We start from the raw sequence: 24603 nt of genomic DNA, 5'->3' as shown, positions 1-24603 counted from the left end.
GGGTTCCCGACCATGTCGACCGGCACGCGTTTCGCAGGCCTGCTTCTCGTAACCAGCGCGCTGACCATACCCGCCACTGCCTTCGCGCAGGATATCGGCATTCCGCCGGGCGAGGATCCCAGCACGCAGCAGAGCGACGAGGACACCATCGACGAGGCGATCGAGCCGGTCGCGCAGGACGAACAGGTCGAGCAACCGGAAATTTCGGCCCCGGGCGGTACGATCGTCGTGACCGGGCGCCGCTTCCGCGATGCCACCCGCTCTTCCAGCCAGGTGCTCAACGTGCTGACCGCCGAAGACATCGCGCGGACCGGCGAGGGCGATATCGCCGGCGCGCTGACGCGCGTCACCGGTCTCTCGGTGGTCGGTGACGGGCGCGTCTTCGTGCGCGGCCTCGGCGATCGCTATTCGCTCGCGCTGCTGAACGGCCTGCCGCTGCCCAGCCCCGAACCGCTGAGCCGCGTGGTCCCGCTCGACATCTTCCCGACCAATGTCGTCGCTTCGAGCCTGGTCCAGAAGACCTATTCACCCAACTACCCCGGCGAGTTCGGCGGCGGCGTGATCAACCTGACGACCCGCGCCATCCCGACCGAGAACTTCCTAAAACTGAGCGCCAGCGTCGGCGGCGACAGCCTGACCGCGCTCGAGGACGGACTGACATATTACGGATCGGACCTCGACCCGTTCGGCTTCGACAACGGCAATCGCGACATCCCGGCCAACCTCGAGGCTTTCTGGGACAGCGGCGAGCGGATCGAGGATTCCAGCATCGCGGTGCAGGAAGGCATCGCCAGCCAGATCTTCCCCCTCAACCTCGTCACGCTCCAGAAGGACAACCACCTGCCGGCGAATTTCTCCGGCTCGATCACCGGGGGCGCATCGTTCGAAATCGGCGACGGCAATTTCCTCGGCGTGATCGCGACTGCCAGCATCAAGAACGGCTGGCGCAACCGCACCGTCATCAGCCAGGCAGCCAATACCGACCTGTCGGTACTGACCGAGGACTTCAGCACCTTCATTACCGACAACAACGTGCTGGTGAACGGGCTGCTCGGCTTCGGGCTCGACTTTGGCGAACACACGATCCGCTGGACCAACCTCTACATCCGCGACACGCTCAAGACCGCGCGGCTCGCCACCGGCACAAAGTTCGAACTGGGCGAGACCGGCTTCGATTTCGCCGAGCAGAACACCGCCTGGTTCGAGCGCCAGCTGATCGACAGCCAGCTGGTCGGCGAATTCGAGTTCGGCCCGTTCTCGCTCGACCTGCGCGGTGGCTACGCCCAGACCGATCGCGAGGCGCCGTTCAACGCCACCTTCAGCTACACCCGCACCAATTTCGCCGACAGTCCGCTGGGTAGCGAATATGCGGTCTATCTCAACCGCCAGAGCGACACCGGGCTTACCTCGGTCAGCTTCGACGATCTGACGGAGAAGCTCTGGTTCGGAAGCATCGACGCGAGCTACCAGATCGGTGATCTGGTCACCGCGACGGTCGGCTACGCCTACAGCGATACCTCGCGCTATTCCGTTCGCCGCGAATATTCCCCCCGCGCCGAGGGCGACGTGCTCGACGACAGCTTCGTGCCCTACATCGGATTGCGCCGCCCGGGCGACATCATCAACGGGGCGAGCCTTGCCGCCTTCAACATCCGGCTCGACGAAACGAGCCAGTTTCCGGCTTTCGACGCCGCGCTGAAAGTCCACGGTGCCTACGCCATGGCGCGGATCTTTCCCGCCGACCGGCTGACGGTGGAAATCGGCGCACGCTACGAGGACGCCAAGCAAACCGTCGCGCTCGACCAGACGATCTTCAACGAGCCGATCGTCGGAGCGACGCCGACCGACAACGCGGAAAATTACATCCTTCCCGCGACGACCATCACCTGGGAAGTCACCGACAGCCTGCAACTGCGCGCCGCCGCATCGAAGACGATCGCCCGGCCCCAGTTCCGCGAGCTGGTCGAACAGCTCTACTTCGATCCGGAATCGAACCGCGCCTATCGCGGCAACCCGTTCCTGACCGACAGCCAGCTGACCAATTTCGAGGGCCGAGCCGAATACTACCTCGGCGGGGCCAACCGTGTCAGCCTTGCCGGTTTCTATAAGAAGATCGACAACCCGATCGAGGCATTCGTGACGACTGCCGCGGGCGATACGCTGACCAGCTTCGCCAATGCGCCGGCCGCCACACTGTGGGGCGCGGAACTGGACGCGGTCTATGGCATCGACCTGGCGGACTGGGGCGGCTGGTTCGAGACCAAGCAGCTGATGCTGATCGCCAACTACACCTATACCCAGTCCGACATCGCGGTGGCCGAAGGGGATATCACTTTCATTCCGCCGTCCGGCCAGACCGATGCCTCGCTGCTTTTCGACGACGGCGACCGCCTGACCGGACAATCGGACCACCTGGCCAACTTCCAGATCGGCATCGAGGACACGGACAGAACCGAGCAGATGACCGTGCTGTTCAACTATGCGAGCAACCGCGTCACCAGCCGCGGATTCCAGCGTCCCGACGTGATAGAAAATCCCGGACTGACGGTGGACTTCGTGGCGCGCGGCGAGGTCGATGCGTTCGGGCGGCCGTTCGAAGTCGAATTCGAAGTGCGCAACATTGTCGGCCGCGACAACTTCGAATACCAGGCCAATGCCGACAACCGGATCGAGATAAACAGCTACCGCGTCGGGACCAGCGTCTCGCTCGGCATCTCGACGGAGTTCTGATCTCTCGACACGGACAGGGTCCCTGTAGTCCCGACCCCGCCTGGCCGCCCTCGTCGCAATGACGGGGGCGGTTTTTTACCGGCTGCGACGATTGGGGGAGTCAGAGGTCGAGGACGTAGCCGACCGATCGCACGGTGCGCAGCGGATCGCCCGCCCCCGCCCGGCGCAAGGCGCGTCGTAGTCGCCCGATCCACACATCGACCGTCCGCTCGTCAATCGCCGGCTCCTGCTTGCCGAGCCCGGCGATCAGGTCCTGCCGACCGAGCACGCGATTGGCATTCTCCGCAAAGAAGCGCAGCAGGCGGAATTCGTTCGGCCGGATGTCCAGCGGAACGCCGCCCCATTTCGCGCGCAGGGCGACCATGTCGATGGCAAGCGGGCCGTTCTCGATAAGCCGGGCCGCGTGACGGTGCTGCGGCGCTGCCTGCAACGCCAGCACCCGGTCGAGCACCGCGGTCCTGTCGATCGGACCGATCATGTAATCGTCCGCCCCGGCCTTGAGCGCCCGGCGCCGATCCTCGTCATCATCCTCTTCCAGGACCATCGTGATATGCGCATCGCTGGTGCGCGGGTCGGCGCGCAGGCGGCGGCACATCTCGAGCCCGGCGATATCGTCCATGACCCAGTCGACGAAAGCCCAGACAGGCCCCTCGACCAGCCGGCGCGGGCCATCCTTGGGCAGCCAGTCGAAGACGAAGCATGCCTGGTCCTGCTCGAACGGGTCGAGCGTCTCGCCAATCGGATCGGTGAGGAATATGTTGACCACGTTCATGTCCGCTGCCCCTGCTCGAACGGACCTTGGCGCGCGGTTGTGACGCATTCGTGACGCGAACGCGCTGCAATTGCCGGGTAAATCGGTTTTCCGCGCAGTTCGGCAGGAACCCGATCCGCCGATCGTCAGTTATCCGGCTTGATGGGGATATGGATAGGTTCGACATGCAGAGCGTGATGGTCGTCGATGACGAGGCGATGGTCCTGCTCGACCTGGTGATGATGGTCGAGGATCTGGGCTATCAGGTCCATTCCGATTCCACGACCGTGACCGGTGCGCTGGAACAGTTGGACGGTTCGGAACCCGATGTCGCCCTGCTCGATATCGACGTCGGCGGCGAGCCGGTATGGCCGCTCGCGCGCAAGGTAGCCGAACACGGCCGGCCGATCGTCTTCGTCAGCGCCAATCTCTCGCATCGTGAATTGTGCGAGGAGTTCGCCAGCGCACAGAAGCTGGAAAAGCCGGTATCGCCGGACGAAATCCGTGCGGCTCTCTCGGCAGCACTGGGCCAGGCTTGACCTGCCTCAGCCGGTAGTTGTCGCCATCGGGAAAGTGAGCGTTCGCCGGTAACCATCCTCGGTCGGGCCACCGGTCGCGCTGCCCTGGAGCTGCCGTGCGGCCGTTTCGACCAGGCGCGTCCCGAATCCGGGGGTCGCAGGTTCCTCGTTATTGCCGACAGCGCTACCCTGCTCGGTCCAGGTGAGTTCGACATTGCCGTCCGTTTCGGCCCACTCGACGCGAATCGAGCCGTCTTTCGTCGCCAGCGCCCCGTACTTGCTGGCATTGGTCGCCCATTCGTGCAGGATCAGTGCGAGCGATGTGATCTGGTAGTTCTCGATCGTCAGCGGTTCGCCATCGGTGTCGATCGACTGACCGGCCAGCGACGGCTTGATGACCGTATCGACGAGGTGGTCGAGCTGGACCCGGCCTTCACCGCTAACGCCCGCTTCATTGGTCAGCGAATGTGACCGGCCGAGCGCATGAATGCGTTCGCGCAGGCTCTCGGCGAAGCTTTCGACGTCGTCCTTCTCGCGCGCGGCGATCGTGATCATTGCGGCGATGACCGAGAACAGGTTCTTCACCCGGTGGTTCATCTCGCGGATCATCAGTTCGCGCTGATCGAGCAGGATGCGATCGGAGGTGATGTCGAAGGTCGTACCGATGAACTTGCGTTTACCGGCAATGTCGATCTTTTTGCCGAGGCCGTGAAGCCAGCGATATTCGCCGTCGCCCAGCGGCAGGCGGAAAGTCTCGTCGAACTCCTGACCGCCCTCGATCGCCATGCGCAGCGCCCGGTTGATCCGGTCGCGATCTTCCGTGGTCAACCTTGCGAGGATCCGTTCCATGGAATCGCCGGGATCGTCGGGCGAAAGGGCAAGAAGGCGGCGCTCAGTCTCGTCGAGGATGATCCGATCGGTCGCCGGCTCGTATTCCCAGATGCCGATTTCCGCGACCTCCAGCGCCAGGCGCAGGCGTTCGCGCTCTTCGCGCAGGTTGCGCTCGAGCGAAAGTGCCTCGGTAACGTCGGTGAACACCAGCGTCGCACCATCGATCTTTCCGTCGAGCAGGCGATAGGGAAGTACTCGCAGGATGAACTCGGCACCGAGAACGGCCGAGTGGATACTCGTTTCGGTCTGCTCGCCATCGATCGCGGCCGCACGCGCATCGTCCACGTACCGGTGTGCGTCGAGCTTGCTCGGCAGGTCGGCGAGCGGCCGTCCGATGAAATTTGCTCCGATCGGGAAAAGATCCAGGGCAGCATCGGTATAGCTGCGCAGGTTCATCTCGGCATCGACGACCAGAACGGCCAATTGCGTGCTGTCGAAGAAATTTCGCAGATCGGCATTGGCGACCGTGAGTTGGTCGACCTTGTTCTTCAATTCGTCGTTGACCGTGGTCAGCTCCTCGTTGGTCGACTGGAGCTCCTCGTTCATCGACATCATTTCTTCGTTGGAACTCTTCAGCTCCTCGTTGCTCGTCTCGAGCTCCTCGACCGTCGAGCGAAGCCGATGGCGCGTCAGTTGCAACTCTTCCTCGAGGAACTGGCGCTGGCCGTCTTCCGGATCGATCTCGTCGAAGTCGTCGTCCGCTACCTTGAGCTCGCCGGTTTCCCGGATGACGAAGAGGAACGAGCTTTCGTCCACCTTCTCGCAGACCACGCGGGCGGGCACCGCGCCGAACTGCGTGCGGATCTCGACGTCGTTCGCACCGGCACGCCGGCCACTTTCGCCGACCTGGCGGATCAGCGGACCGATCAGTTCGCGCAGCCCCGGCCTCGCCAACGACGGGACGTGCACCGTACGTTCGAGCCGCTCGGGGAAATCGAGGAAGCGGGCTGCCGGCCCCCAGCGGTCGAGCAGGCAACCGTCGCGATCAATCAGCAAGCTGACCGGAGCGTACTTGTCGGCGACCATCCGCAGCGCGGTGATTTCGGCGCTGCCCGCGCGTACCGGCGGCGACGTTTCCCGCGGCGACCGACGACGCCGCGCGGTAGCGCCCGTTTCATTGGGCAGGACCAGGCTGTAGTTGCCCTTCACGCTCCTGCGACGGAATACCCGGGCGCTGCGATCGATCGGCTCGAACAGATCTTCGAAACGGCCGATCGCCTCGGACGAACCGAGGAACAGGGCTCCGTCCTGTTTGAGTGCGAAATGGAACAGCGGGACCGCGGTTTCCTGTAGCGATTCGTCGAAATAGATCAGCAGGTTGCGGCAGCTGACGAGATCGATTTTCGAATAGGGTGGATCGCGCACGAGATTGTGCACGCTGAAGCGGACCATGTCCCGCACGCGCGGGGCGATCGCGAACTTGTCGCTGCCGGCGATGATGTACTCGTCGCGGTACATGGCCGGGATATCCGTCAGAGCGGATGCCGGATAGGTCGCGGATCGTGCGATATCGAGCATCGCATCGTCGATGTCGGTCGCGAAGATCTGGACATAGGCGTGCTTGCCGTGACGTTCGTTGGCGGCTGCAAACATCATCGCGAGCGAATAGGCTTCCTCGCCGCTCGAACAGCCCGGCACCCAGACCCGGATCTCCTCGCGATTGCGGGCATTGGCCACCAGGCGATCGATGACCAGCGAGTTCAGCGTCTGGAATTCTTCCGGGTCGCGGAAGAACTTGGTGACGTTGATCAGCAAGTCGCGGAACAACGCGTCGCATTCGTCCGCATCGCTGCGCAGTCGCGCGAGATAGGCCGCCCCATCCTCTATCCCCAGGACCTGCATGCGCCGGGCAATCCGGCGGTTGAGCGTGCTGCGCTTGTAGCGCGAGAAATCGTGTCCGACCGCTTCGCGCAGGACTTCGCACAGATCGTCGACGTGATCTGCGACCGCTCCCGCCTCTTCCACCTGGTCTTCGGTGATCGTCCCGCGATCGAAGAAGCTCGCCAGCGTGTCGAGTACCTTGCCGGGCTCGGCAACGATATCCACCAGCCCGGTCCCGATCGCCGATGTCGGCATCCCGTCGTAGGCTGCGGTGTCGGGTTCCTGGACGACGCACAGGCCGCCGTGCTCCTTGATCGCGCGCAAACCGCGACTGCCGTCCGCCCCGGTCCCCGACAGGATGACGCAGGCCGCGCGTTCGCCGCGATCCTCCGCCAGGCTTTCGAAGAAATCGTCGATCGGCCGGCGCATGCCGCGCGGATCGGTGAATTCGGTGAGGCTGAGAATGCCGCCGTTCAGCGCGAGACCATGGCCGGGCGGGATCACGTATACGTGATCGGGCTCCAGCGTCTCGCCGCCTTCCGCCTGCTTCACATGCATCGAGGTGAACCGCTCGATCAATTGCGCCATCAGCGATTCATGGGTCGGATCGAGATGCTGGACGACCACGAAGGCCATGCCGCTCTGTCCCTTGAAGCCGCCGAACATCTCGCGCAGCGCCTCGAGGCCGCCAGCCGATGCACCGACACCGATGATGGGAAAGCCGGTCCTGTCGTCCGGCGTCAATTCGGGTTGCACATTCATCAGTCCAGCTTCGCCTGGGCGATTATCGAATGGCTCGACGCCAGCGCGTCGTAACTGCCGAGCAGCGCCCAGTTGTCGTCGGCAGTCAGAAGATTGAGTTGGCGCAAGTCCGATTGCAAGGCAAGATCGTACACTCCGGCTCTCTCGCCCGTATTTTCATCGATCGCGAATTGCGAGCCCAGGACCAGCCGGACCTTACCGTCGCGCGTGAGCTTGGCCATGTAGAGCAGGTTGAGGAACTGGCTGCCGTCACGCCGGACATTGGGTACGACGAACTTGGCGTTACCAGGACCATCTTCGGCGAGATATTCGCGCATCCGCTGCCGCACCGGCCCCGCACCGCCTTCCGGCTGGAGAAAACGGCAATTGCGGCCCAATGCATCGCCGGCCTCGTACCCGCTCATCTCGCAGAACATGTCGTTTACACCGACCAGCGGGCAGTCCGGCGCGGTGTAGTCGGCAATGGAAAGCGACACCCTGCTGCTTTCGAACAGGCTCTTGAGCCCGTCCGGAAAGTCGTTGCCGTCGAAATGCGCTTTCATTTCAACGGCCGCTACAACCACGCGTCATGCCACGCAATCGAAATGCCACCGAAAGACGCCCGTCCTTTCAAGGAGGCAAATCCTGTGTTCGGCCGCGAATCCCGATTCAGGTCACCTGCGCGCTTTGGTTTCTCTCGCACTTGCGAGACACGGTTAAAAAATTTAAGATCTTGCCCTTGAGCGCTGCATGAGCCTGCCGCGCCGAAGCCACGAACAACATGCGATGACGGGGCGCACGTGGTCTTCCAGACGGGATTACAGGGGGTCGGCGCACTGCGTTTCGGCCAGGGACAATCGGAAGGAGTGGTTGTGCGAGGGCACGACATATTCGTATCCTACAGCCGGGATGACCGCAGCGCTGCGGAACGCATCTCCGCGCGACTGGAGAACGAAGGCTTCTCAGTGTGGTGGGATGCCGCAATCCATTCGGGCGAAACCTTCGACGAAGTGATCGAGCAGCAGCTGCGTGCAGCAAGGGCGGCGGTGATCCTGTGGTCCCCGCGTTCGGTCGCCTCTCGTTGGGTCCGCGCCGAAGCCACCCTGGCGGACCGCCGGGGCATCCTGTGCCCGGTGATCATCGAACCGTGCGACCTGCCGATCATGTTCGAGCTGACCCATACGACCGATCTTTCGAGCTGGGACGGCGATCGCAATGCGGCCATCTGGCAGCGGCTGATCGGCGATATCCGCCACCTCGTCAGCCCGCCCGCGGACACTCGTCCCGCGCCAGCGCGGCCGAGCCGCGGCTTTCTGCTGGCAGACGATCCGCCAGCCGCGCCGGCCTACCGGGCCGATCCGCGTCGTGAACCGATCGCGCCGGCACCAGAACCATTGGCCGCGCACATTCCGTCCATCCCCAAGCAGCCCACTGCCGCGGAACCCCTGCCCGGTTCGGAGACCGAGCAGACGGCGTTCTACACACCGGCCGATGCCGAGCGGCGGATGCATGGCAGCGAAATCCACTGCCTCGAGATCGGACCCGAGGAGGCGCCCCTGGTCCGCCATCCGATCGGCCTGCTCGGCGCGAAGATCGGTCGTGCCGCACCGGCCGATATCATCCTTTCCGACAAGCGGATTTCGCGCCGGCATTGCAAGATCGACCTTACTGCGGGCGAACTCGTCGTCACCGACCTCCAGTCGACGAACGGGACCTTCATCGACGGCCAGCAAATCGACGAGCCAACGGTGCTGGCAGCCGGGTCCGAACTCCAGCTGGGCGATATCGTCCTCACCCACCGCGTCCGTGCATTCGCCGACCTCGACTAGGGCTGCGTCCGTGGAGACGTTCGACCATCCGCCTCGCCCGCGGCTGGCGCTCAATGTCGGGATCACCGGTCACCGCGCGAAGGCGATCGGCGAAGAACTCACCGGGCCGGTGCGCGAACAGCTGCGGGGGATCTTCGCCCAGCTGAAACAGGCAGCTTTCGACCTGCGCGAGCGTGAGAGCGCCATTTTCGCAGACGACGATCCCATCGTCCGCCTGCACACGCCGCTGGCGAGCGGATCGGATCAGCTGGCGGCCGAGGCTGCGCAGGCCAACGATTTCATATTGCGCGCTCTCCTGCCCTTCAAGATCGAGGAGTACGAGCGCGATTTCCAGGGTGCGGACCTGGCGCTGTTCAAGACCTTTCTGTCCGACGCCAATACCGTGATGACGCTGCCTGGCGACCGCACGGCGCACGATGCCTACGTGCTGGTCGGCAAGGCCGTGATCGCGGCATCGGACGTGATCGTGGCGATCTGGGACGGCGAGCCCGGCAACGGGCCCGGTGGAACGGCGCATGTGGTCGAACTGGCGCTGCGCGAGAATGTCCCGGTCATCCATCTCCACATCGACCGCGGCAATGGCACGGCTTCGGAGCCGCGCCTTATCAGCGGCGGCACGCTCGACGATCCTGACTATGTTCCGCTCGCGACCCAGGAGGATTTCACCGCCCTGCTGGCCGACATTCTCGCTCCGCACGAATCGATCGAGCGCGCGCAGATCCTCGATTACTATGCCGAGATCGAGAACCGGCGGAATTACAGGATCGAGTATCCCGTCCTCCTCTGGCTGCTGCGGATCAAGAAGCTGCCGCGGCCGCTGTGGCTACAGGATTCGATCGAGACCGATATCGAGCGCGAACGTTCCGTGCTGCGGCGCAGTTTCCGTCCGTCGATGCGCATGCCGCTCGAGCGCAGCTACGGCTGGGCGAACTTCCTCGCCATCCGTTATGCGCAGATGTTCCGCTCGGGACACATCACCAATTACGCCCTGTCCGCCGCCGCGGTAATCGTAGCGCTGACCGGGCTGCTGGCACCGGAGATCAAGATCTTCCTGGTGATGACCGAACTCGTGCTCATCGGCCTGCTCTTCTACAACACCTCTGCGGGCAAGAAGGGCGACTGGCATCGGCGGTGGCTGCAATATCGCCACCTTGCCGAATCCCTGCGGCCGCTGGTCTACCTCAAGCGCTCGGGCCTTTCGGGCCCGCCGTTTCGGACCGATTTCATATCCGGTGCGCACCGACGCGAGGCCGGTACAGACTGGACCCGCTGGTATGCCGCGGCAATCTGGCGCGAAATGGCGAGTCCCGGCGGCGACATGACCGATGCCGAAGTGGCCGCGCTGGCGCGGGCGGCGATCGAGGAACAGGTCATGCCGCAGGCCGAGTATCACGACGTCAATGCCGAGCGTATGCGACATCTCGATCACCGCCTGCACGAGGTGGGCGAATTGTTGATGGGCTTCGTGATCGCAACCTGCATCCTCTACATCATCGGATATTTCGCGATGCACGAGGTCGTGAAGTCGATGACCAATTTGCTGGTCGTGCTCACCGCCGGTCTCCCTGCTGCCGGTGCTGCGGTGTTCGGCATGCGCGGCCATGGCGAACACCTGTTGCAGGCCAGCCGCTCGGCGGAATCGGCAGCAGCGCTGCGCCAAAACGCCCGCCGACTGTCCGAGATCGACACGATCGAAGGCCTCGCCGAGGAGTTGCAGACCACGTCCTACATCATGTTGGCCGACCTGAACGAATGGACCACCGCCTACAGCGAACGCTCGCTCGAGGTTCCCGCCTGAGGAGCCGGGCGGCGATCGCTCACGCGTCGTCGAGCAGCTTGCCGCCGTGGCGGCTCCAGAACTTCTCCATGACGAGGTAGCTGAACGACGCGCTCCAAGCGATCAGGATCAGTCCCTGCAAGGCCTCGATCCCGACCACGATGCGCAGGTGACCGGTGGGAACGATGTCGCCGATCCCGAGCGTGGTGTAGCTTGCGATCGAGAAGTAGAAGAATTCCGCCGGGCCGTGGAAGTCGATCGGGTGCGTGCTGGCGAGCTTGCCGCGCTCCAGCATGGCGAGGACCCACATCGCCAGCCCGTAGATCATGACCTCGACCAGATGGATGAGCATGATCACGAAAGAGACGACCAGCATCGGATGCTTGACCGGTGGAACCTCGTCGCGAAACACGTGGGCCAGTCGGCGCAGCGACAGGAAATGGACCGCATTGCACGCAGCGATGGCCGCGACCGTGATAGCCAGCGTAATCAGCACGCTCTCGTTCCCCCCTTGGATGATAACGCGTCCGGACCATCTTATGCCATGCGGGGGGCGCATGGGCCAAGCCCTGCTCGCAAATGCAGGCTCGCGGCTACGAGAGCCATTGCCAGAGCGCCCCGGGCAGGCCTAGGAAATCGTCATGCGGTTCCAGTCTGCCAGTCGCACCGATGTCGGGTGCAAGCGCAAGGTAAACGAGGACGCGTTGCTCGAACGACCGGACCAGTCGCTGTGGGTCGTTGCCGATGGAATGGGCGGCCATGAAGCCGGCGAGGTCGCGAGCGGCATGGTCGTGGACGCGCTCGAGAGCGCAGTGACCGAGATCGAACTGGGCCCCGCGCTGCAACAGATCGAGGCCGCGCTCCAGGCCGCCAATACCAGGATGGTCCAGGCGATGATCGGCGAGGCGAACAAGAAGATGGGCAGCACCGCGGTCGGCCTGCTCATCGCCGACGACGGACGACACGTGATGTTCTGGGTGGGGGACAGCCGGGGATACCGGGTACGGAACGGCGAGATCGCGCAAGTCACCCGCGACCACAGCCTGGTGCAGAAGCTCGTCGACAACAAATTGATCTCGCCCGAAGAGGCGGTGCACCATCCCGACGCCAATGTCATCACGCGCGCGGTGGGTGCGGACAAGGACCTCGAAATCGATCACGTCGTCGACGTCGCGCAGCCGAACGACATTTTCATTCTCGCGAGCGACGGGCTGACCCGCTGCGTCGCGGACGATGAGATCTGCCGCGTCGTTTCGACTGCCAATCCGGGCCAAGCCTGCGAAACCCTGGTCGAAATGACGCTGCAGCGAGGCGCACCCGACAATGTCAGCGTCATCGTCGTCCGGGTGGTCTAGCCGCCGGGCACAATCCCTGCGGCAGGCGCTCAGTCGAGCTTGGCGCGGGCCGCTCGCGAACTCCTGACCACCGCCGAAAGGTAATCGTTGGTCTGCCGCCCCTGCGCCAGCAAGCGCTCGGCATCGGCCGAGGTGGCTGCGCCGCGGGCCGACCGTTTCAGCGTGTCGAGATAGGACTTGTAGTCGCGGGCCGCCTTGGCGTTGACTTGCAGCGTGTCGTAGGCCTGCTTCTGGTCCGGGGTGGCGTTGCGACCGGGGTCGCGCGCCCGCGCAATCTGGATCACCTCGTTGGCTGAGCGTTCAGCCGTATCGGCAATCCGGTCGAGATCGGCGCGGATGGCATCGACGGGGCGTCCGCCGCTGCTCGTCTCCTGAACGACCTCGCGCGATTCCGTCGCGATCGGTGTCCCGGTGGCGGTGGCAGCAGGGCGTGCGGATGCGGTCGCGGTGGGTTCGACCGAGACCTGCGGACTGGCTTCGATCGCATCGTCCACCGCTGCCTTGTAAGCCGCGTAATTGGTGATCATCGCCTGAGCCAGCGGGACGGCATCCTCTGCCGATTCCGCTCCGCGCAGGGCCTCGATCGACTGGCGCGATGCCCGCATCGACTGCTCCAGCCGCGCGGCGATCTGTTGCAATTGCACGCTCTCGCCCGCCGCCGAATTCTCCACCCGCGGATCGGCCCACGGAGCCGCGGCGACCAGCCGGCGCGTTTCGGCAGTGAGATCGCGTGCGAGGCTCATAGCCAGCGCGCCCAGGCTCGATCGGGTGATGTCGGCGATCCGCAAGCGGTTGAAGCTGACGTCCTTCTCGCGCGCCGGATCCTCCGCGATCGCCACGTTCTCGGCTTCCAGCCCAGCGATCCGCTGGGCTCGGGTTTCGAGCAGTTCGACCGCATCGGTGTCGATGCCGTTCTGGCGGGCAAGCGCGACCAACTGAGTAAGCGCCGGCCCGAACCCGTCGTCGTGCGAGATTTCTTCCACCGCGACGGTTTGCTCCGGTGCCGGCGGCTCGTCGCTTGTGCCCATGGCACCCCAGATCAAGGCACCCCCCGCAACGACCACGGCACCGGCAAGGAACAGCGGCATCTTCGACTTCTTGGGTGCGGCGGGCTCGGTGCCGCTTTTCCGGACCGGCTTGTCGCTACCTGCGGAAGCGGGTTTCGCGGTGTCGTCTGCCGGGTCAATCGGCGGACGGCCACGCGATCCGGTGTCACCCCTGCTCGCGGCGGCAGCTGCGGCGGTTTCGGCAGCCATCACGGCCTCGGCCTTGCGATCGAGCGGCGTCTCGGGCTTCGCCGCGCTCGTCGCAGGCGGTGGCACCGGCGCAGGTGGCTCGACAGCGGCAGGCGGTTCGGCCTGCGGTTCAGGCGGCTTGACCGGCACGATCGTCTCGCTCGAGGTCATGGGGACGATCCGGGTCGCCTCGTCGTCGTCTTCGTCGAAACCGGTTGCAGCCGTGACCGCACCTGCATCCGCTCCCTCGTCGTCGAACATCGCCAGCCACTCGGCCAGCGACTGCGGTCGATCGCTCGGCTTGATGATCATCGCGGCATCGACCGCGGCAAGGAACTTGCGGCTGTATCCGGGCCAGTCGCCATCGACCAACGGCGGTTCCTGTTCGCCATGCAGCCGCTCGAGCACTTCGGCCGGCTTCTCTCCGGTGATGCAGCCATAGAGGACCACGCCGAGCGCATAGATATCCGTCCACGGCCCTTGCGCGTAGGTCTTCACATATTGCTCGATCGCCGCGTAGGGCGGCGTGTGGAAGGTGACCGTCGTGCTGGTCACGCCTTCGGTTTCGAAGCGGGCCGATCCGAAGTCGATCAGCACCGGGGCGCCGCTTTCCGAAATCAGGATGTTGGATGGCTTGATGTCGCGGTGGAGCACGCCGACACGGTGCGCACGTTCCAGGCCCGAAGCGACGGGCAGCACCATTTCGCGCAGCTTGTCCTCGTCGAAGGTCTCGCCCTTCTTTAGCAGGTCGGTAAGCGAAACGCCGTCCTCGAAATCCATGACCATGTAGGCGGTGCCATGAACCTCGAAGAGACTGCGCACGCTCACGATGTTCGGATGGCGGCTGGGCGTGGACAGGTTCCACAGCAGCTTCGCTTCCTCGACGAACTTTTTCAGGCCGAGCGCGTGGACTTCCTCGGCATCGGAATCGATCGGTACGACGGTCGCTTCGGCGTCGCGCTCGCTGATCGAACTCGGGAAGTATTCCTTGATCGCGACGAGCTCGTCGAAATAGATCCCGCGGCCCTTGTAGACGATGCCGAAGCCGCCCACGCCGAGGACTTCCTCGAGCCGCCATTCCCGCAGGATGGTGCCGGAAGGCAATGCCTTGTTGCTGTACGCCTTGGTCATCAGTTCTTCGGCCCCAATCTGCGCGACCCGGCCATGCGCGTGGATTGCACAGGCAGGAAGGGTTTTCCAGTGCGCATGAGCCTGTCGTCGAAGTTTTCCGGCAACTATCGGCATCAGCTACCGCCCAAGGAGCCGAAAGACAGATGCATAGGTCCATGAACAATCTCGGGATGGCCTCTGGGACGTTTGCACGACTGCCCGTGAAAATAGGTAGATTGCCGTCTTCTAAATTTCGGGTATGCTCGATTCGCGCACGTGCAAAGCATGGCCGTTGGGAGAGAGACGATGGCGTGGGATTTCGAGACCGAAGCCGAATTCCAGGAAAAGCTCGACTGGATGGAGCGATTCGTCCGCGAGAAGGTGGAGCCGCTGGGCCTGCTTGGCATCCATCCCTACGACGTGAAGAATCCGCGCCGCAACGAACTCGTCCGGCCTCTCCAGCAGGAGGTCAAGGACAAGGGATTGTGGGCCTGTCACCTCGGCCCGGAACTGGGCGGCCAGGGCTACGGCCAGGTCAAGCTGGGTCTCATGAACGAAATCCTGGGCGGCGCCAGCTTTGCGCCGATCGTGTTCGGTTGCCAGGCTCCCGATACCGGAAACGCGGAGATCATCGCGCATTACGGAACGCCCGAACAGAAAGAGCGGTATCTCGAACCCCTGCTCAATAACGAGATCGTCTCGGCCTTCTCCATGACCGAGCCGCAAGGGGGCTCCGATCCGACCGCCTTCGTCACCAAGGCCGAACTCGACGGCAATCACTGGAAGATCAACGGCGAGAAATGGTTCTCGACCAACGGCAAGTGGGCCGATTTCCTGATCGTGATGGCTGTCACCGATCCCGATGCGCCACGCCACGAGCGGATGAGCATGTTCATCGTGCCGGTCGATACACCGGGCGTGGAAATCATCCGCAATGTCGGGGTCTACGGGCAGGAAGAAGGCTCGGAAAGCTACATCCGCTACACCGATGTGCGTGTGCCGGCCGACCACCTGCTCGGCAAGCAGGGCGGTGCGTTCGCGATCTCGCAGACCCGGCTCGGTGGAGGGCGCGTCCATCATGCGATGCGCACCGTCGGCAATTGCCGGCGATTGCTCGACGCGATGAGCCGCCGCGCCGTCAGCCGGACTACGCGCACGGGCACGATCGCGGATTACCAGGCGGTGCAAATGCAGATTGCCGACAGCTACATCGAACTCGAGCAGTTCAAGCTGTTCGTTCTCAAAACCGCGTGGATGATCGACAAGTACCAGGATTATCGCAAGGTTCGCAAGGACATTGCCGCGATCAAGGCATTGATGCCGAAGGTCTATCACGACATCGCGCACCGCTGCATCCATATCCACGGATCGCTTGGCGTATCGAACGAGATGCCCTTCGTCGGCAGCCTGATCGGCTCGCTGGTCATGGGCATCGCCGATGGTCCGACCGAGGTCCACAAGGTCACCGTCGCGAAGCAGCATCTGCGCGCCTATCGCGACGTCGCCGATCCCATGTTCCCCGATTACTCGCTGCTGGAGCGGCGCGCGCGCGCCAGGGACATGTACGATCCCGTCGAAGAGCTTGCCGACGCTGCGGAAGCCGCCGAATGACCGCTTCGATCGACGGGTCCGCACCCATCCCGCCGCTGACGCGCACGACGCGCCTGGCGTTCGGCGCCGGGGCCATGGCGAACGGGGTGAAGAGCGCCGCATTCTCCAGTTACCTGATGCTCTATTTCAACCAGGTCGTCGGCGTGCCCGCCGCGATCGTGGGCACGGCGCTTGCCTGCACGCTGCTGGTCGATGCGATCGTCGACCCGTTCCTCGGGCGCTGGGCCGACGTCACCCGCTCGCGCTGGGGCCGTCGCCACCCTTTCATGTTCGCCGCAGCGATCCCGACGACCGTATTCTTCTTCCTCACCTGGTTTCCGCCCGGCGGGCTGAGCCATGTCCAGCTGGGCCTGTGGATCTTCGCGCTCGCCGCCGCGACGCGCGCCTCGATCAGCGCCTTCGAGATCAACACCTCCGCCATGGGTTCGGAATTGACGGAGGTCTATTCGGAGCGGACCAAGCTGTTCAGCCTGCGCTACTGGTTCGGCTATGCCGGCGCATACGGCTTCACCAGCTTCAGTCTCGCGTTCATTTTCGTCGAGAGCGAGGCCTTCCCGCAAGGTCAGCTGAACCCTGCGAGCTACGTGAATTTCGCAGGGCTCGGTGCGCTGCTGATCTTCCTTGCAATCATGGTCTGCGGGATCGGCACGAAGAACCGCATCCCCTACATGCGGCAGGCCGACGCGCGGACCGGCGAGCCCAAGCTCACGTTGCGCCAGCACGCAGGCGAAATGCTTGCTGCTTTCAAGAACCGCGGGTTTCTCGCGATCTTCGGCTTCGGCGTATTCAAATACACCGCCATCGGCCTCTACAGCGCGACGACGCTCTATTTCGGCACCTACCTGTTCAAGCTGAGCACCGGTGCGCTGGCGCTGCTGACGCTCGACAGCTTCGTCGCGGCAACACTCGCCGCGCCGCTCGCGCCGATCCTGTCCGATCGCATCGGCAAGCGCGCGAGTTCGATGATTTTCGCGGTTCTCGGCGTATCGATCGGCCTGACCCCGCTGGTGCTCAGCTATTTCGACCTGTTCTTCGTGCCGGGCGATCCGCTGCTGGTGCCGACGCTGTTCATCGTCGGGGCCGTCTACGGTGCGATGGTCGCGATCTCGCTCATCAACACCTCCGCCATGCTGGCCGATGTCGTCGAGGACAGCGCGGTCGAGACCGGCCGGCACACGGCCGGCACATTCTTCTCCGCGTCGAGCTTCATGCAGCAATGCTCCAACGCGCTCGGCATTTTCATGGCCGGCCAAGTGCTCGCCTGGTCCGATTTCCCCGAACGCGCGGACCCGGAAACACTACCGCGTGCAGTCGTCGACAGCCTGCTGATCCATTACATCCCGACCTCGATCACCTTGTGGACGATCGGCGCACTGATGCTCGCCTTCTACCCGATCACCAGGGCCCGGCACGAGCGGAACATCGAGATCCTGCGTGCGCGCGAGGCGGAGGCGCGCGACCAGCAGCTGCGCGATGCGCCGATCGGAGGACCGGCGCGATGATTGGCAAGTTGCGACTGGCGGAGACGCAGTGGCGGGCCTAGGCCGGATCGAAACCACTGGAACAGCCGACCGTACTCTTGGACCCGCTTGACGATCCCGAAGGACTGACTCCGCAAGTGGACGAGCATCAGCGCGCGCTGGACGATCACGCGCGCTTCATGGACGAGAACCTCCAGCGCAACTACCGCGCGAACTTCATCCACGGCGTGCTCGGGATGACCGGGTTCCGGCTGATCTATGCACCGACCATCATTCCTGCCTACATCGTCTTGCTGACCGGCAGCGCGGCGGCCGTGGGTCTCGGTACGGCGCTGCTGCAGCTTGGCGCGACCATCAGCCCGATCGTCAGCGGAGCGCGGATCGAGCATCGCACGCATATCCTGCCCTATGCGATCAAGGTCGGTTCGCTGATGCGGCTGATGATCCTGGGCCTGGCGCTGTCCGGCTGGTTCCTGACGGGCAATGCCCTGCTGGCGGCGACCTTCGTCTGCTTTCTGCTGCTAGGCTTCTTCACCGGGGCACAGCGGGTCGCGTTCCAGGCGCTGATGGGAAAGCTTATTCCGATTTCCAAACGCGGGCGGCTGCAAGGCTATCGCAATCTTGCCGGGGGCGCGATCGCCGCGGTCCTCGCCTGGGTTGCCGGTCATTATTTCATCGAGGAAAAATGGCTGGGCAACGGGTACGCGACCACGTTCCTGCTCGCCTTTGTGCTGACCAGCATGGGGCTGGTGGTGCTGAAGACCATGATCCGGGAACCGACCGCGCCGATTTCCCGGCCGCAAATCCCGCTGGTGCAGCGGATCCGGCAGTTTCCCGAGATGCTGGAGGATCGCGACTTCGCCAATTTCCTCTGGGTCCAGTGCTTCGCCACGATGTCCCGTGCGGGCGCACCCTTCTGGACGGTCTATGCCGGGCGCCAGCTCGGCCTCGACGGGGCGTTGATCGGCGGGCTGAGTTTCGCGTTTCTCGCGTCGGACACGATCGCCAACGCCATCTGGGGGCCGATGGGCGACCGGCTGGGGTTCAAGCGCGTCTATGTGCTGGCGCTGAGTTGCTCGACCGCAGGCGTCCTCGCCTTGCTGTTCGGATCGAGCGCGATCCCCATCTATCTCGGCTTCATGCTGCTGGGTTTCGGCGCGTCGGGATGGATGCTGGCCTCGACCACCATGGTCCTCGAATTCGGCAGCAGCGCCGACACGCCGATGCGTCTGGCACTCATGACTACCGCCGAAGGGGCCATCGCGACCGTCGCGCCGGTCGCCATCGGGCTGATGGTGGCCGCCACCGGCTTCGGGCCGCTGTTCGCGCTCGTTCTCGGCACGCTGCTGACGGCGCTGGGATTGCTCGTGTGGAAAGTGCGCGAGCCGCGCCACCGCAACTGAGCCGCGACCGGTGCGTCAGTCGAGAAGGCCCTTCGACAGCGTCTCGACGTAGGTGCGAATGGCCTGTTCGCGATCGTCGAACCGCTCGGCCCAACGGCGCGCCTCGTAGGCCCCGTTCAACGCCGGCATAAGCACCTGGCTGGCGACGAGCGGGTCGATCATGCGCACCGATCCGTCGGCCATGCCGTCGATCAGCATGCCGGCAAAGCGGCGGGCCAACCTGTTCGAGCGAGTCACCACGTCTGTCTTCTGATCGCGATCGAGCGACTGCAGCGCGGTCGTGCGCAGGAGCGGCGTCGGGTCTGCGAACTGCAGGTCGAGCAGTTCGTGCAGCACGCTCACGAGTCTTTGCCAGTAGCTGCCCTCGCCCTCCACGCCAGCCATCTGGACAGCCGACAGCCGATCGTAACTGTGCTGGAAACAGGCGAGCACCAGATCGTCCTTGGCGTCGTGGTGGTGGTAGAAGCTGCCCTTCGTGACGTTCAGCGATTCCGCGATCCGGTTGACCGAGGCGCCGCGATAGCCACGCTGGTTGATCATGACCGTCGCCGCGCGCAGGAACTCCTCGTTCTGGCTCGGCGGGTGATCCTCGTCGGTGCGCCATGGCCGCTCGGCGAACGGCACTGGCTCCCACGCACCCTTTTGCGACGGGATGCCATGCGCGAGGACATCGAACAGACGGTCCTCGACCCGGGGAAAGTCGAGGATCGAATAGCGCAGCGACCACACCGGCCACCACATCATCGTCTCGAGCAGGATATGGGCCTTTGCCGACTGGGCGGCACGTTCCGCATCGCTGTTCGCCGGGCCGAAGAAGGCGCGGATGGTCTCTACGATGGCGCGATAGCGCAGCAGCAGATGGTCCTGCCATTCGGGATCGAGCGTGCGGATTTCCGAAAGCGCCGTGACGAGGCCCTGCGCACCCTTGCGGATGCGCCTGCGCAGCGAGACATGAAGCGAGATGTACTTGCGCAGGCGGCTTTCCGGGTCGGGCTCGCGCAAGGCCTCGCGCGCCATCTGCTCCATCAGGTCGAGCGTCTCTTCGTAAACCGCGACGACCAGCTGTTCCTTGCGCGAGAAGTAATAGGTGATGCTCGTCGCATTGAGCCCGATCGCGCGCGCGACTTCGGACAAAGTCGTTGCCTTGACCCCGGCTTCGTTGATCAGCACCGACGCGGCATGGACTATGGCCTGCCGCTTTTCGCCGTATCGCTTCGTTTCCGCACTCTTGCTTGCCACAGGATCCCCATTTCCCATGCCGTCGACCCGGTTTCCTAGGTCGCGCCGCTCTCCGTTTCCCTGGCGAACAGGGATGAGAGATCTTTTTTCAGTATCTTGCCATTCGCATTGCGCGGCAAGGTGTCCTCCACGAAGACAATCTTGACCGGCACCTTGAACTTGGCAAGCCTGGCAGCGACGAACGCCTGCAATTCCTCCTCGGTCGCCGTCATTCCCGGAGCGAGATGGACGACCGCGGCCGGCTCTTCGCCGAGTTGCTGGTGCGGCAGGCCGATCAGCGCGGCATCCGTCACCGCCGGGTGATCGTAAAGCACGTTCTCGACTTCGGAGGAATAGATGTTCTCCCCGCCGCGAATGATCATGTCCTTCGCCCGGTCCGCGATGTAGCAGAAACCTTCCTCGTCCACGCGAGCAAGGTCACCGGTCCGTACCCAGCCGTCGATGAATGTTTCCGCGGTGGCGTCCGGATTGTTCCAGTAGCCCTTCACCACCATCGGCCCACGCGCCCACAGCTCGCCGATTTCGCCAGTGGGCAACTCGCGAGAGCCATCCTCGCTCATGATCCTGATATCCGCGACCGGCACCGGGGGGCCGCAGCTGTCCGGCCGGTTGAGGTAGTCTTCGGAAGAATGGCTCGTCACCGTGGCCATGGTCTCCGTCATGCCCCAGCCGTTGCCGGGGAGCGCACCGAAAACCTCGCGGATCTTGCGCACGAGTTCCGGGGCCGAGGGCGCGCCGCCATAGGCGATCGCCTCGAGACTGGAGAGATCGTAGTTCTTTCGCTCGGGATGTTCGATCAGCTGCCAGGCAATCGTCGGCACGCCGCCGGTCGAATTGACCTTCTCGCGTTCGATGATCCCGAAGGCTTCGACCGGGTCCCACCGGTACATGAAAATCATCGTGTTGCCGGCGAGGATCGACCCCATCAGCCCGGCCGAACAGGCGGTCACGTGGAACAACGGAATGACGGTGAGGCCGACCTTCTGCACGGGTGCAGGTGGCACTTCCCCGCGCCGCAGGGCAGCGGTTGCCGCGCCATAGGCGCTGGAGAGCGGATTGGTGCACAGGTTGCGGTGGGTGCCGAGCGCGCCCTTGGGCTTGCCGGTGGTCCCGCTGGTGTAGAAGATCGTCGCCTCGTCGTCCGGCGCGATGGAAACGTCCGGCAATTCGGCGTCCGGCAATCCGGCATATTCCGGCGGCGTACCGATCACGCTCTCGAGTGTTTCGGCCCCTTCGAGCGAACCCGCGGCGCGCGCCACGAAGACGGTTTCGAGCGAAGGAATGTCCGCCTTGTGCTCGGCGATGCGGTCCCAGCGCTCTTCGTCGCAGACCAGCAGCCTCGTACCCGAATTGGCGAGCCCGTAGGCAAGCTCGGGCCCGGTCCACCAGGCATTGAGCGGGACGCAGATCGCTCCGATCGTGGTCGCTGCGAAAAAGGCGACGGGCCATTCGGGCAGGTTGCGCATGGCGATGGCAACCCTGTCTCCCTTGGCGATGCCGCGCGCCTGGAACTCAACCGCCAAACGGGCGACGGCGCGAAACCAGGCATCGTAGGTCACCCGCTCGTCTTCGTAGATGGTGAACAGGCGATCGCCGTGACTGCGCCCGGCAAGGGCGATCTCGCGCAGGCTCGACGGCGCGTTCTTCCACACGCGGGTCTGAACCCCGTCGATGTCGATCGTCTCCATCTCAAAGCGCATTCCGGGAGCGGTAAGCTTCTCTGCGCATTCGGCACGGCTGAGCGCGGGCCAGCCCGGCGGCGGAACCCATCCGATCGCAGTCGCCAGATTCTTTTCCTGCGTCGCCATCTTCAAGCGCCCACCCAAGCCGGTCGGGTAGCCAAACGTAGAGCCATCTTCTCTCCCTTCACCGGATCGCTTTCGATTCCGGAGTACGGGCAAGATTAGGTCGAAGTGCAGCGGGATTGCAAGCGCCGCGAAGACAATTCAAACGATTGGTATGCCGGAACCTCCTCAGGCCCCGCGCCGATCCGACGGAGAATCATGCGGCGATGCCCGGCCGTTGACCGAATAGCCCCAAATCTGGTCGAGCGGCGGCTGCGTAGTCAATGCATGCGAGGCGAGACGCCCGCTCATCACAGCGCATTCGACGCTTCCCACATTGAGACCGGTATAGACCCAGTCACCCGCGATCGTGAGGTTGGAGAAGCCGCTTTCCCACGGTGCCAGCCGGTATTTCGTGCTGCCCGCAGGGGTCGGCACATACCGCTCGGTCGGATCGATGTTGGCGCGCCAGAACTGGCTGGCGAAGCGTTCCACGCCGACGCCCGGCTCGGGCCTGGTATCGACCAACAGCGAGTAATCGAGCGCTTCGGGCGGACCGCTTCCGCCGGAATTGCGATTGATCGCCTTCGGCATCATCGGACCGATCGCACGGTTCAGATAATCGACCGAATTCTGAGCGACCTTTGCGGCCATGCGTGCCGGATAGTCGTGGTCGGTGAACGACGGCGGGCAGCCGGTTTCCGCCATCTCGTCACAGAAATACCATAGCGATTGGGGCTTGTTGTCGCTCGGCCAGCCCTCCCACTTGATCAGGTGGCGCATCTCGCAATGGCCGGAGAACGGGGGAATGTAGGTATCGGCCAGCGCTGTATCGTGGCCCTTGAGCGGAGTCGGCCAGCCGAGATCGAACATAGAATCTGACAGCCATATCTGGAACGCCTGGGTCTGGACTGCGGGCAAAGCCTCGACCATCTTCGACCAGGCGTCTGACTTGGCGATCAGCTGCTGGCACACGTAAGGAGCCGCGCCGATCGACAGGGCGAAGACCAGTTCGTCGTAATCTTCCCCCGCGGTCAGGGTCTTCTTCCCGACCGACTGCCACGGCGTCCACCACGATTCCAGGTCGACCTTTGCCGCCTTCATCGCCTCGCCTTCGCTCAGCTGCTCGTAGTTCGGCTCCCCGGGCCAGGACGGGAGGCCTTGCGGCGCAGGATCCATGAGCGGCGAATAGGCATCGATCCCGGGCTTCAGCGTCGCCTGCAGATCGATGTCGACCGAGGCGATGCTGGTGCCGTCGCTATCGAGATTGAGCGCGGTCACCTTGGAGAAGAATTCGAACTTCACGCCGCGCGCGAGCAGGACTTCGTAGAACGGCGCAATCACGGTCTCGCCCGTCCCGGCGGCAAAGGCGTAGATCGCGTGGCCACAGAAGGCGAGGCCGCGCAGCGACCAGTGCAGGTAGGCGCCCGCCCCCATGGTCGCCTTCTCTTTCGTGTTCCCGTGGGGATACTGGTAGGCGAGATTGATCGTGTTGACCGCCATCGGCGAGGCGATCGTGATCGGGTCCGCGCCATTCTTCGCCAGCCAGTCGGACCAGATGAACTCGTCGAGCGCGTCGAAGCCGTTTTCGACCACGTCGTCGGCCAGAGCGCCGCGGAGGATGGCGAAGCCCCAGTCGAGGATGGTGAAGATCTCGAGCGACAGCTCGTTGCCTTCCACCAGCGGCTTGAGCACCTCGTTCACGAGCTTGTGCCCCTCGTCGAGGATGGGCAGGATCGCTTTCGAGACTGCGCCGATCTCGCGGATCATCTCGTCTTCCAGCGCTGCTAGCGCGCGGTCGAACAAACGGCGCAGAAAGGTCGTGTGCGGGTGTGGCCTTGCCATTGAGTGCGCGCGTTCGAAGAAGGCGATGACGCGTTGCACCAGTTCCTCGACGCCGATGATGGCGAGCGGCTTGGCCGGATCGGGAAAGTCGGTGTTCGGCGGGAAACGCGCGTAGAACGGTTGCGGTACGCCGTTCTTGTACATGTACATCTGCAGCGCATCCATGCCGACCATCGCCTCGTCGAACGTCGCCAGCGGCGAGCCCGCCGGGCGAGCGAGTTCGGCGTAAACGTCCGCCAGCATCGGGCAGGCATTGTAGTAGGAGCCGAGGAACCCGTGGATGCCGTGCTCCTCGATCCGGTCATCCGGACCGCGGGAGGATGCGCATTTGCCGCCAAGCCGCCAACCGAGGGTATGGATCGTTATGTCGAGGTCGTCCTGCGCGCTCAGCTCGTAAGCGGTCGCCAGTGCAGCCATCCCCCCGCCGAGGATCGCCACCTTCCTGCTCGTCGTGCCTTGATCCATAATATCCCCCCCTCTTG

General features: G+C 64.0%; 16 protein-coding genes. 8 read left to right on the top strand and 8 right to left on the bottom strand.

The window, feature by feature from the left end; genetic code table 11:
• The first annotated feature begins 12 nt into the window (after positions 1 to 12).
• Positions 13 to 2730, top strand: a complete 2718-nt coding sequence (locus GRI48_RS12745) for a TonB-dependent receptor domain-containing protein (protein ID WP_160676961.1) — start codon at positions 13 to 15, stop codon at positions 2728 to 2730.
• A gap of 100 nt (positions 2731 to 2830) precedes the next feature.
• On the opposite strand, the gene GRI48_RS12740 is transcribed toward GRI48_RS12745, so the two are convergent.
• The gene (locus GRI48_RS12740; RefSeq protein ID WP_160676958.1) at positions 2831 to 3502 is read right to left on the bottom strand and encodes a response regulator transcription factor; all 672 of its coding nucleotides are present in this window, start codon (positions 3500 to 3502) and stop codon (positions 2831 to 2833) included.
• Positions 3503 to 3651: 149 nt separating this feature from the next.
• Between GRI48_RS12740 and GRI48_RS12735 the strand changes: the two genes are divergently transcribed.
• Positions 3652 to 4020 carry a response regulator gene (locus GRI48_RS12735; protein WP_160676955.1) on the top strand — a complete coding sequence of 123 codons (369 nt, stop codon included), beginning with the start codon at positions 3652 to 3654 and terminating at the stop codon, positions 4018 to 4020.
• A gap of 6 nt (positions 4021 to 4026) precedes the next feature.
• Here the strand turns inward: GRI48_RS12735 and GRI48_RS12730 are convergent, their stop codons facing one another.
• Positions 4027 to 7473 (bottom strand): chemotaxis protein CheB, encoded by a 3447-nt coding sequence (locus tag GRI48_RS12730; RefSeq protein ID WP_160676952.1) that lies wholly within the window; start codon positions 7471 to 7473, stop codon positions 4027 to 4029.
• The gene (locus GRI48_RS12725; RefSeq protein ID WP_160676949.1) at positions 7473 to 8015 is read right to left on the bottom strand and encodes a PAS domain-containing protein; all 543 of its coding nucleotides are present in this window, start codon (positions 8013 to 8015) and stop codon (positions 7473 to 7475) included. The genes GRI48_RS12730 and GRI48_RS12725 overlap by 1 nt, the downstream gene beginning before the upstream one ends.
• Positions 8016 to 8252: 237 nt before the next feature.
• On the opposite strand from GRI48_RS12725, the gene GRI48_RS12720 reads away from it, so the two are divergent.
• The gene (locus GRI48_RS12720) at positions 8253 to 9281 is read left to right on the top strand and encodes a TIR domain-containing protein (protein WP_160676946.1); all 1029 of its coding nucleotides are present in this window, start codon (positions 8253 to 8255) and stop codon (positions 9279 to 9281) included.
• Between the two features lie 10 nt (positions 9282 to 9291).
• On the top strand, positions 9292 to 11079 hold the full coding sequence (locus tag GRI48_RS12715; protein WP_160676943.1) for a hypothetical protein: 1788 nt from the start codon (positions 9292 to 9294) through the stop codon (positions 11077 to 11079).
• A gap of 19 nt (positions 11080 to 11098) precedes the next feature.
• Here GRI48_RS12715 and GRI48_RS12710 read toward each other — a convergent pair whose 3' ends face one another.
• Complete coding sequence (locus GRI48_RS12710) at positions 11099 to 11554, bottom strand: ion channel (protein WP_160676940.1); 456 nt, start codon at positions 11552 to 11554, stop codon at positions 11099 to 11101.
• Positions 11555 to 11699: 145 nt separating this feature from the next.
• On the opposite strand from GRI48_RS12710, the gene GRI48_RS12705 reads away from it, so the two are divergent.
• Positions 11700 to 12413, top strand: a complete 714-nt coding sequence (locus tag GRI48_RS12705) for a PP2C family protein-serine/threonine phosphatase (protein WP_160676937.1) — start codon at positions 11700 to 11702, stop codon at positions 12411 to 12413.
• Positions 12414 to 12442: 29 nt separating this feature from the next.
• Here GRI48_RS12705 and GRI48_RS12700 read toward each other — a convergent pair whose 3' ends face one another.
• Entirely contained in the window at positions 12443 to 14779 is a 2337-nt protein-coding gene (locus GRI48_RS12700) for a serine/threonine protein kinase (RefSeq protein WP_160676934.1), read from the bottom strand.
• Between the two features lie 264 nt (positions 14780 to 15043).
• Between GRI48_RS12700 and GRI48_RS12695 the strand changes: the two genes are divergently transcribed.
• The 3 genes from GRI48_RS12695 (at position 15044) to GRI48_RS12685 (ending at position 19253) form a co-directional block, all read left to right on the top strand.
• On the top strand, positions 15044 to 16369 hold the full coding sequence (locus tag GRI48_RS12695) for an acyl-CoA dehydrogenase family protein (RefSeq protein ID WP_237451958.1): 1326 nt from the start codon (positions 15044 to 15046) through the stop codon (positions 16367 to 16369).
• Positions 16366 to 17871, top strand: a complete 1506-nt coding sequence (locus GRI48_RS12690) for an MFS transporter (RefSeq protein WP_160676931.1) — start codon at positions 16366 to 16368, stop codon at positions 17869 to 17871. The genes GRI48_RS12695 and GRI48_RS12690 overlap by 4 nt, the downstream gene beginning before the upstream one ends.
• A gap of 116 nt (positions 17872 to 17987) precedes the next feature.
• Positions 17988 to 19253 (top strand): MFS transporter, encoded by a 1266-nt coding sequence (locus GRI48_RS12685; protein ID WP_337190833.1) that lies wholly within the window; start codon positions 17988 to 17990, stop codon positions 19251 to 19253.
• A gap of 15 nt (positions 19254 to 19268) precedes the next feature.
• Here the strand turns inward: GRI48_RS12685 and GRI48_RS12680 are convergent, their stop codons facing one another.
• From GRI48_RS12680 to GRI48_RS12670, 3 genes are all read right to left on the bottom strand, one after another.
• Positions 19269 to 20492, bottom strand: a complete 1224-nt coding sequence (locus GRI48_RS12680) for a TetR/AcrR family transcriptional regulator (RefSeq protein ID WP_337190832.1) — start codon at positions 20490 to 20492, stop codon at positions 19269 to 19271.
• A gap of 35 nt (positions 20493 to 20527) precedes the next feature.
• On the bottom strand, positions 20528 to 22300 hold the full coding sequence (locus tag GRI48_RS12675) for a class I adenylate-forming enzyme family protein (RefSeq protein WP_160676922.1): 1773 nt from the start codon (positions 22298 to 22300) through the stop codon (positions 20528 to 20530).
• Positions 22301 to 22465: 165 nt separating this feature from the next.
• Positions 22466 to 24586: an NAD(P)-binding protein gene (locus tag GRI48_RS12670; protein WP_160676919.1), complete on the bottom strand. Its 2121-nt coding sequence runs from the start codon at positions 24584 to 24586 to the stop codon at positions 22466 to 22468.
• Between the last annotated feature and the right edge of the window lie 17 nt (positions 24587 to 24603).

It is taken from the genome of Qipengyuania oceanensis (assembly GCF_009827535.1).
Lineage (GTDB): Bacteria > Pseudomonadota > Alphaproteobacteria > Sphingomonadales > Sphingomonadaceae > Qipengyuania_C > Qipengyuania_C oceanensis.
The sequence above is the reverse complement of the archived record's forward strand: the minus strand, read 5'-3'. Positions and strand labels throughout refer to the sequence as shown.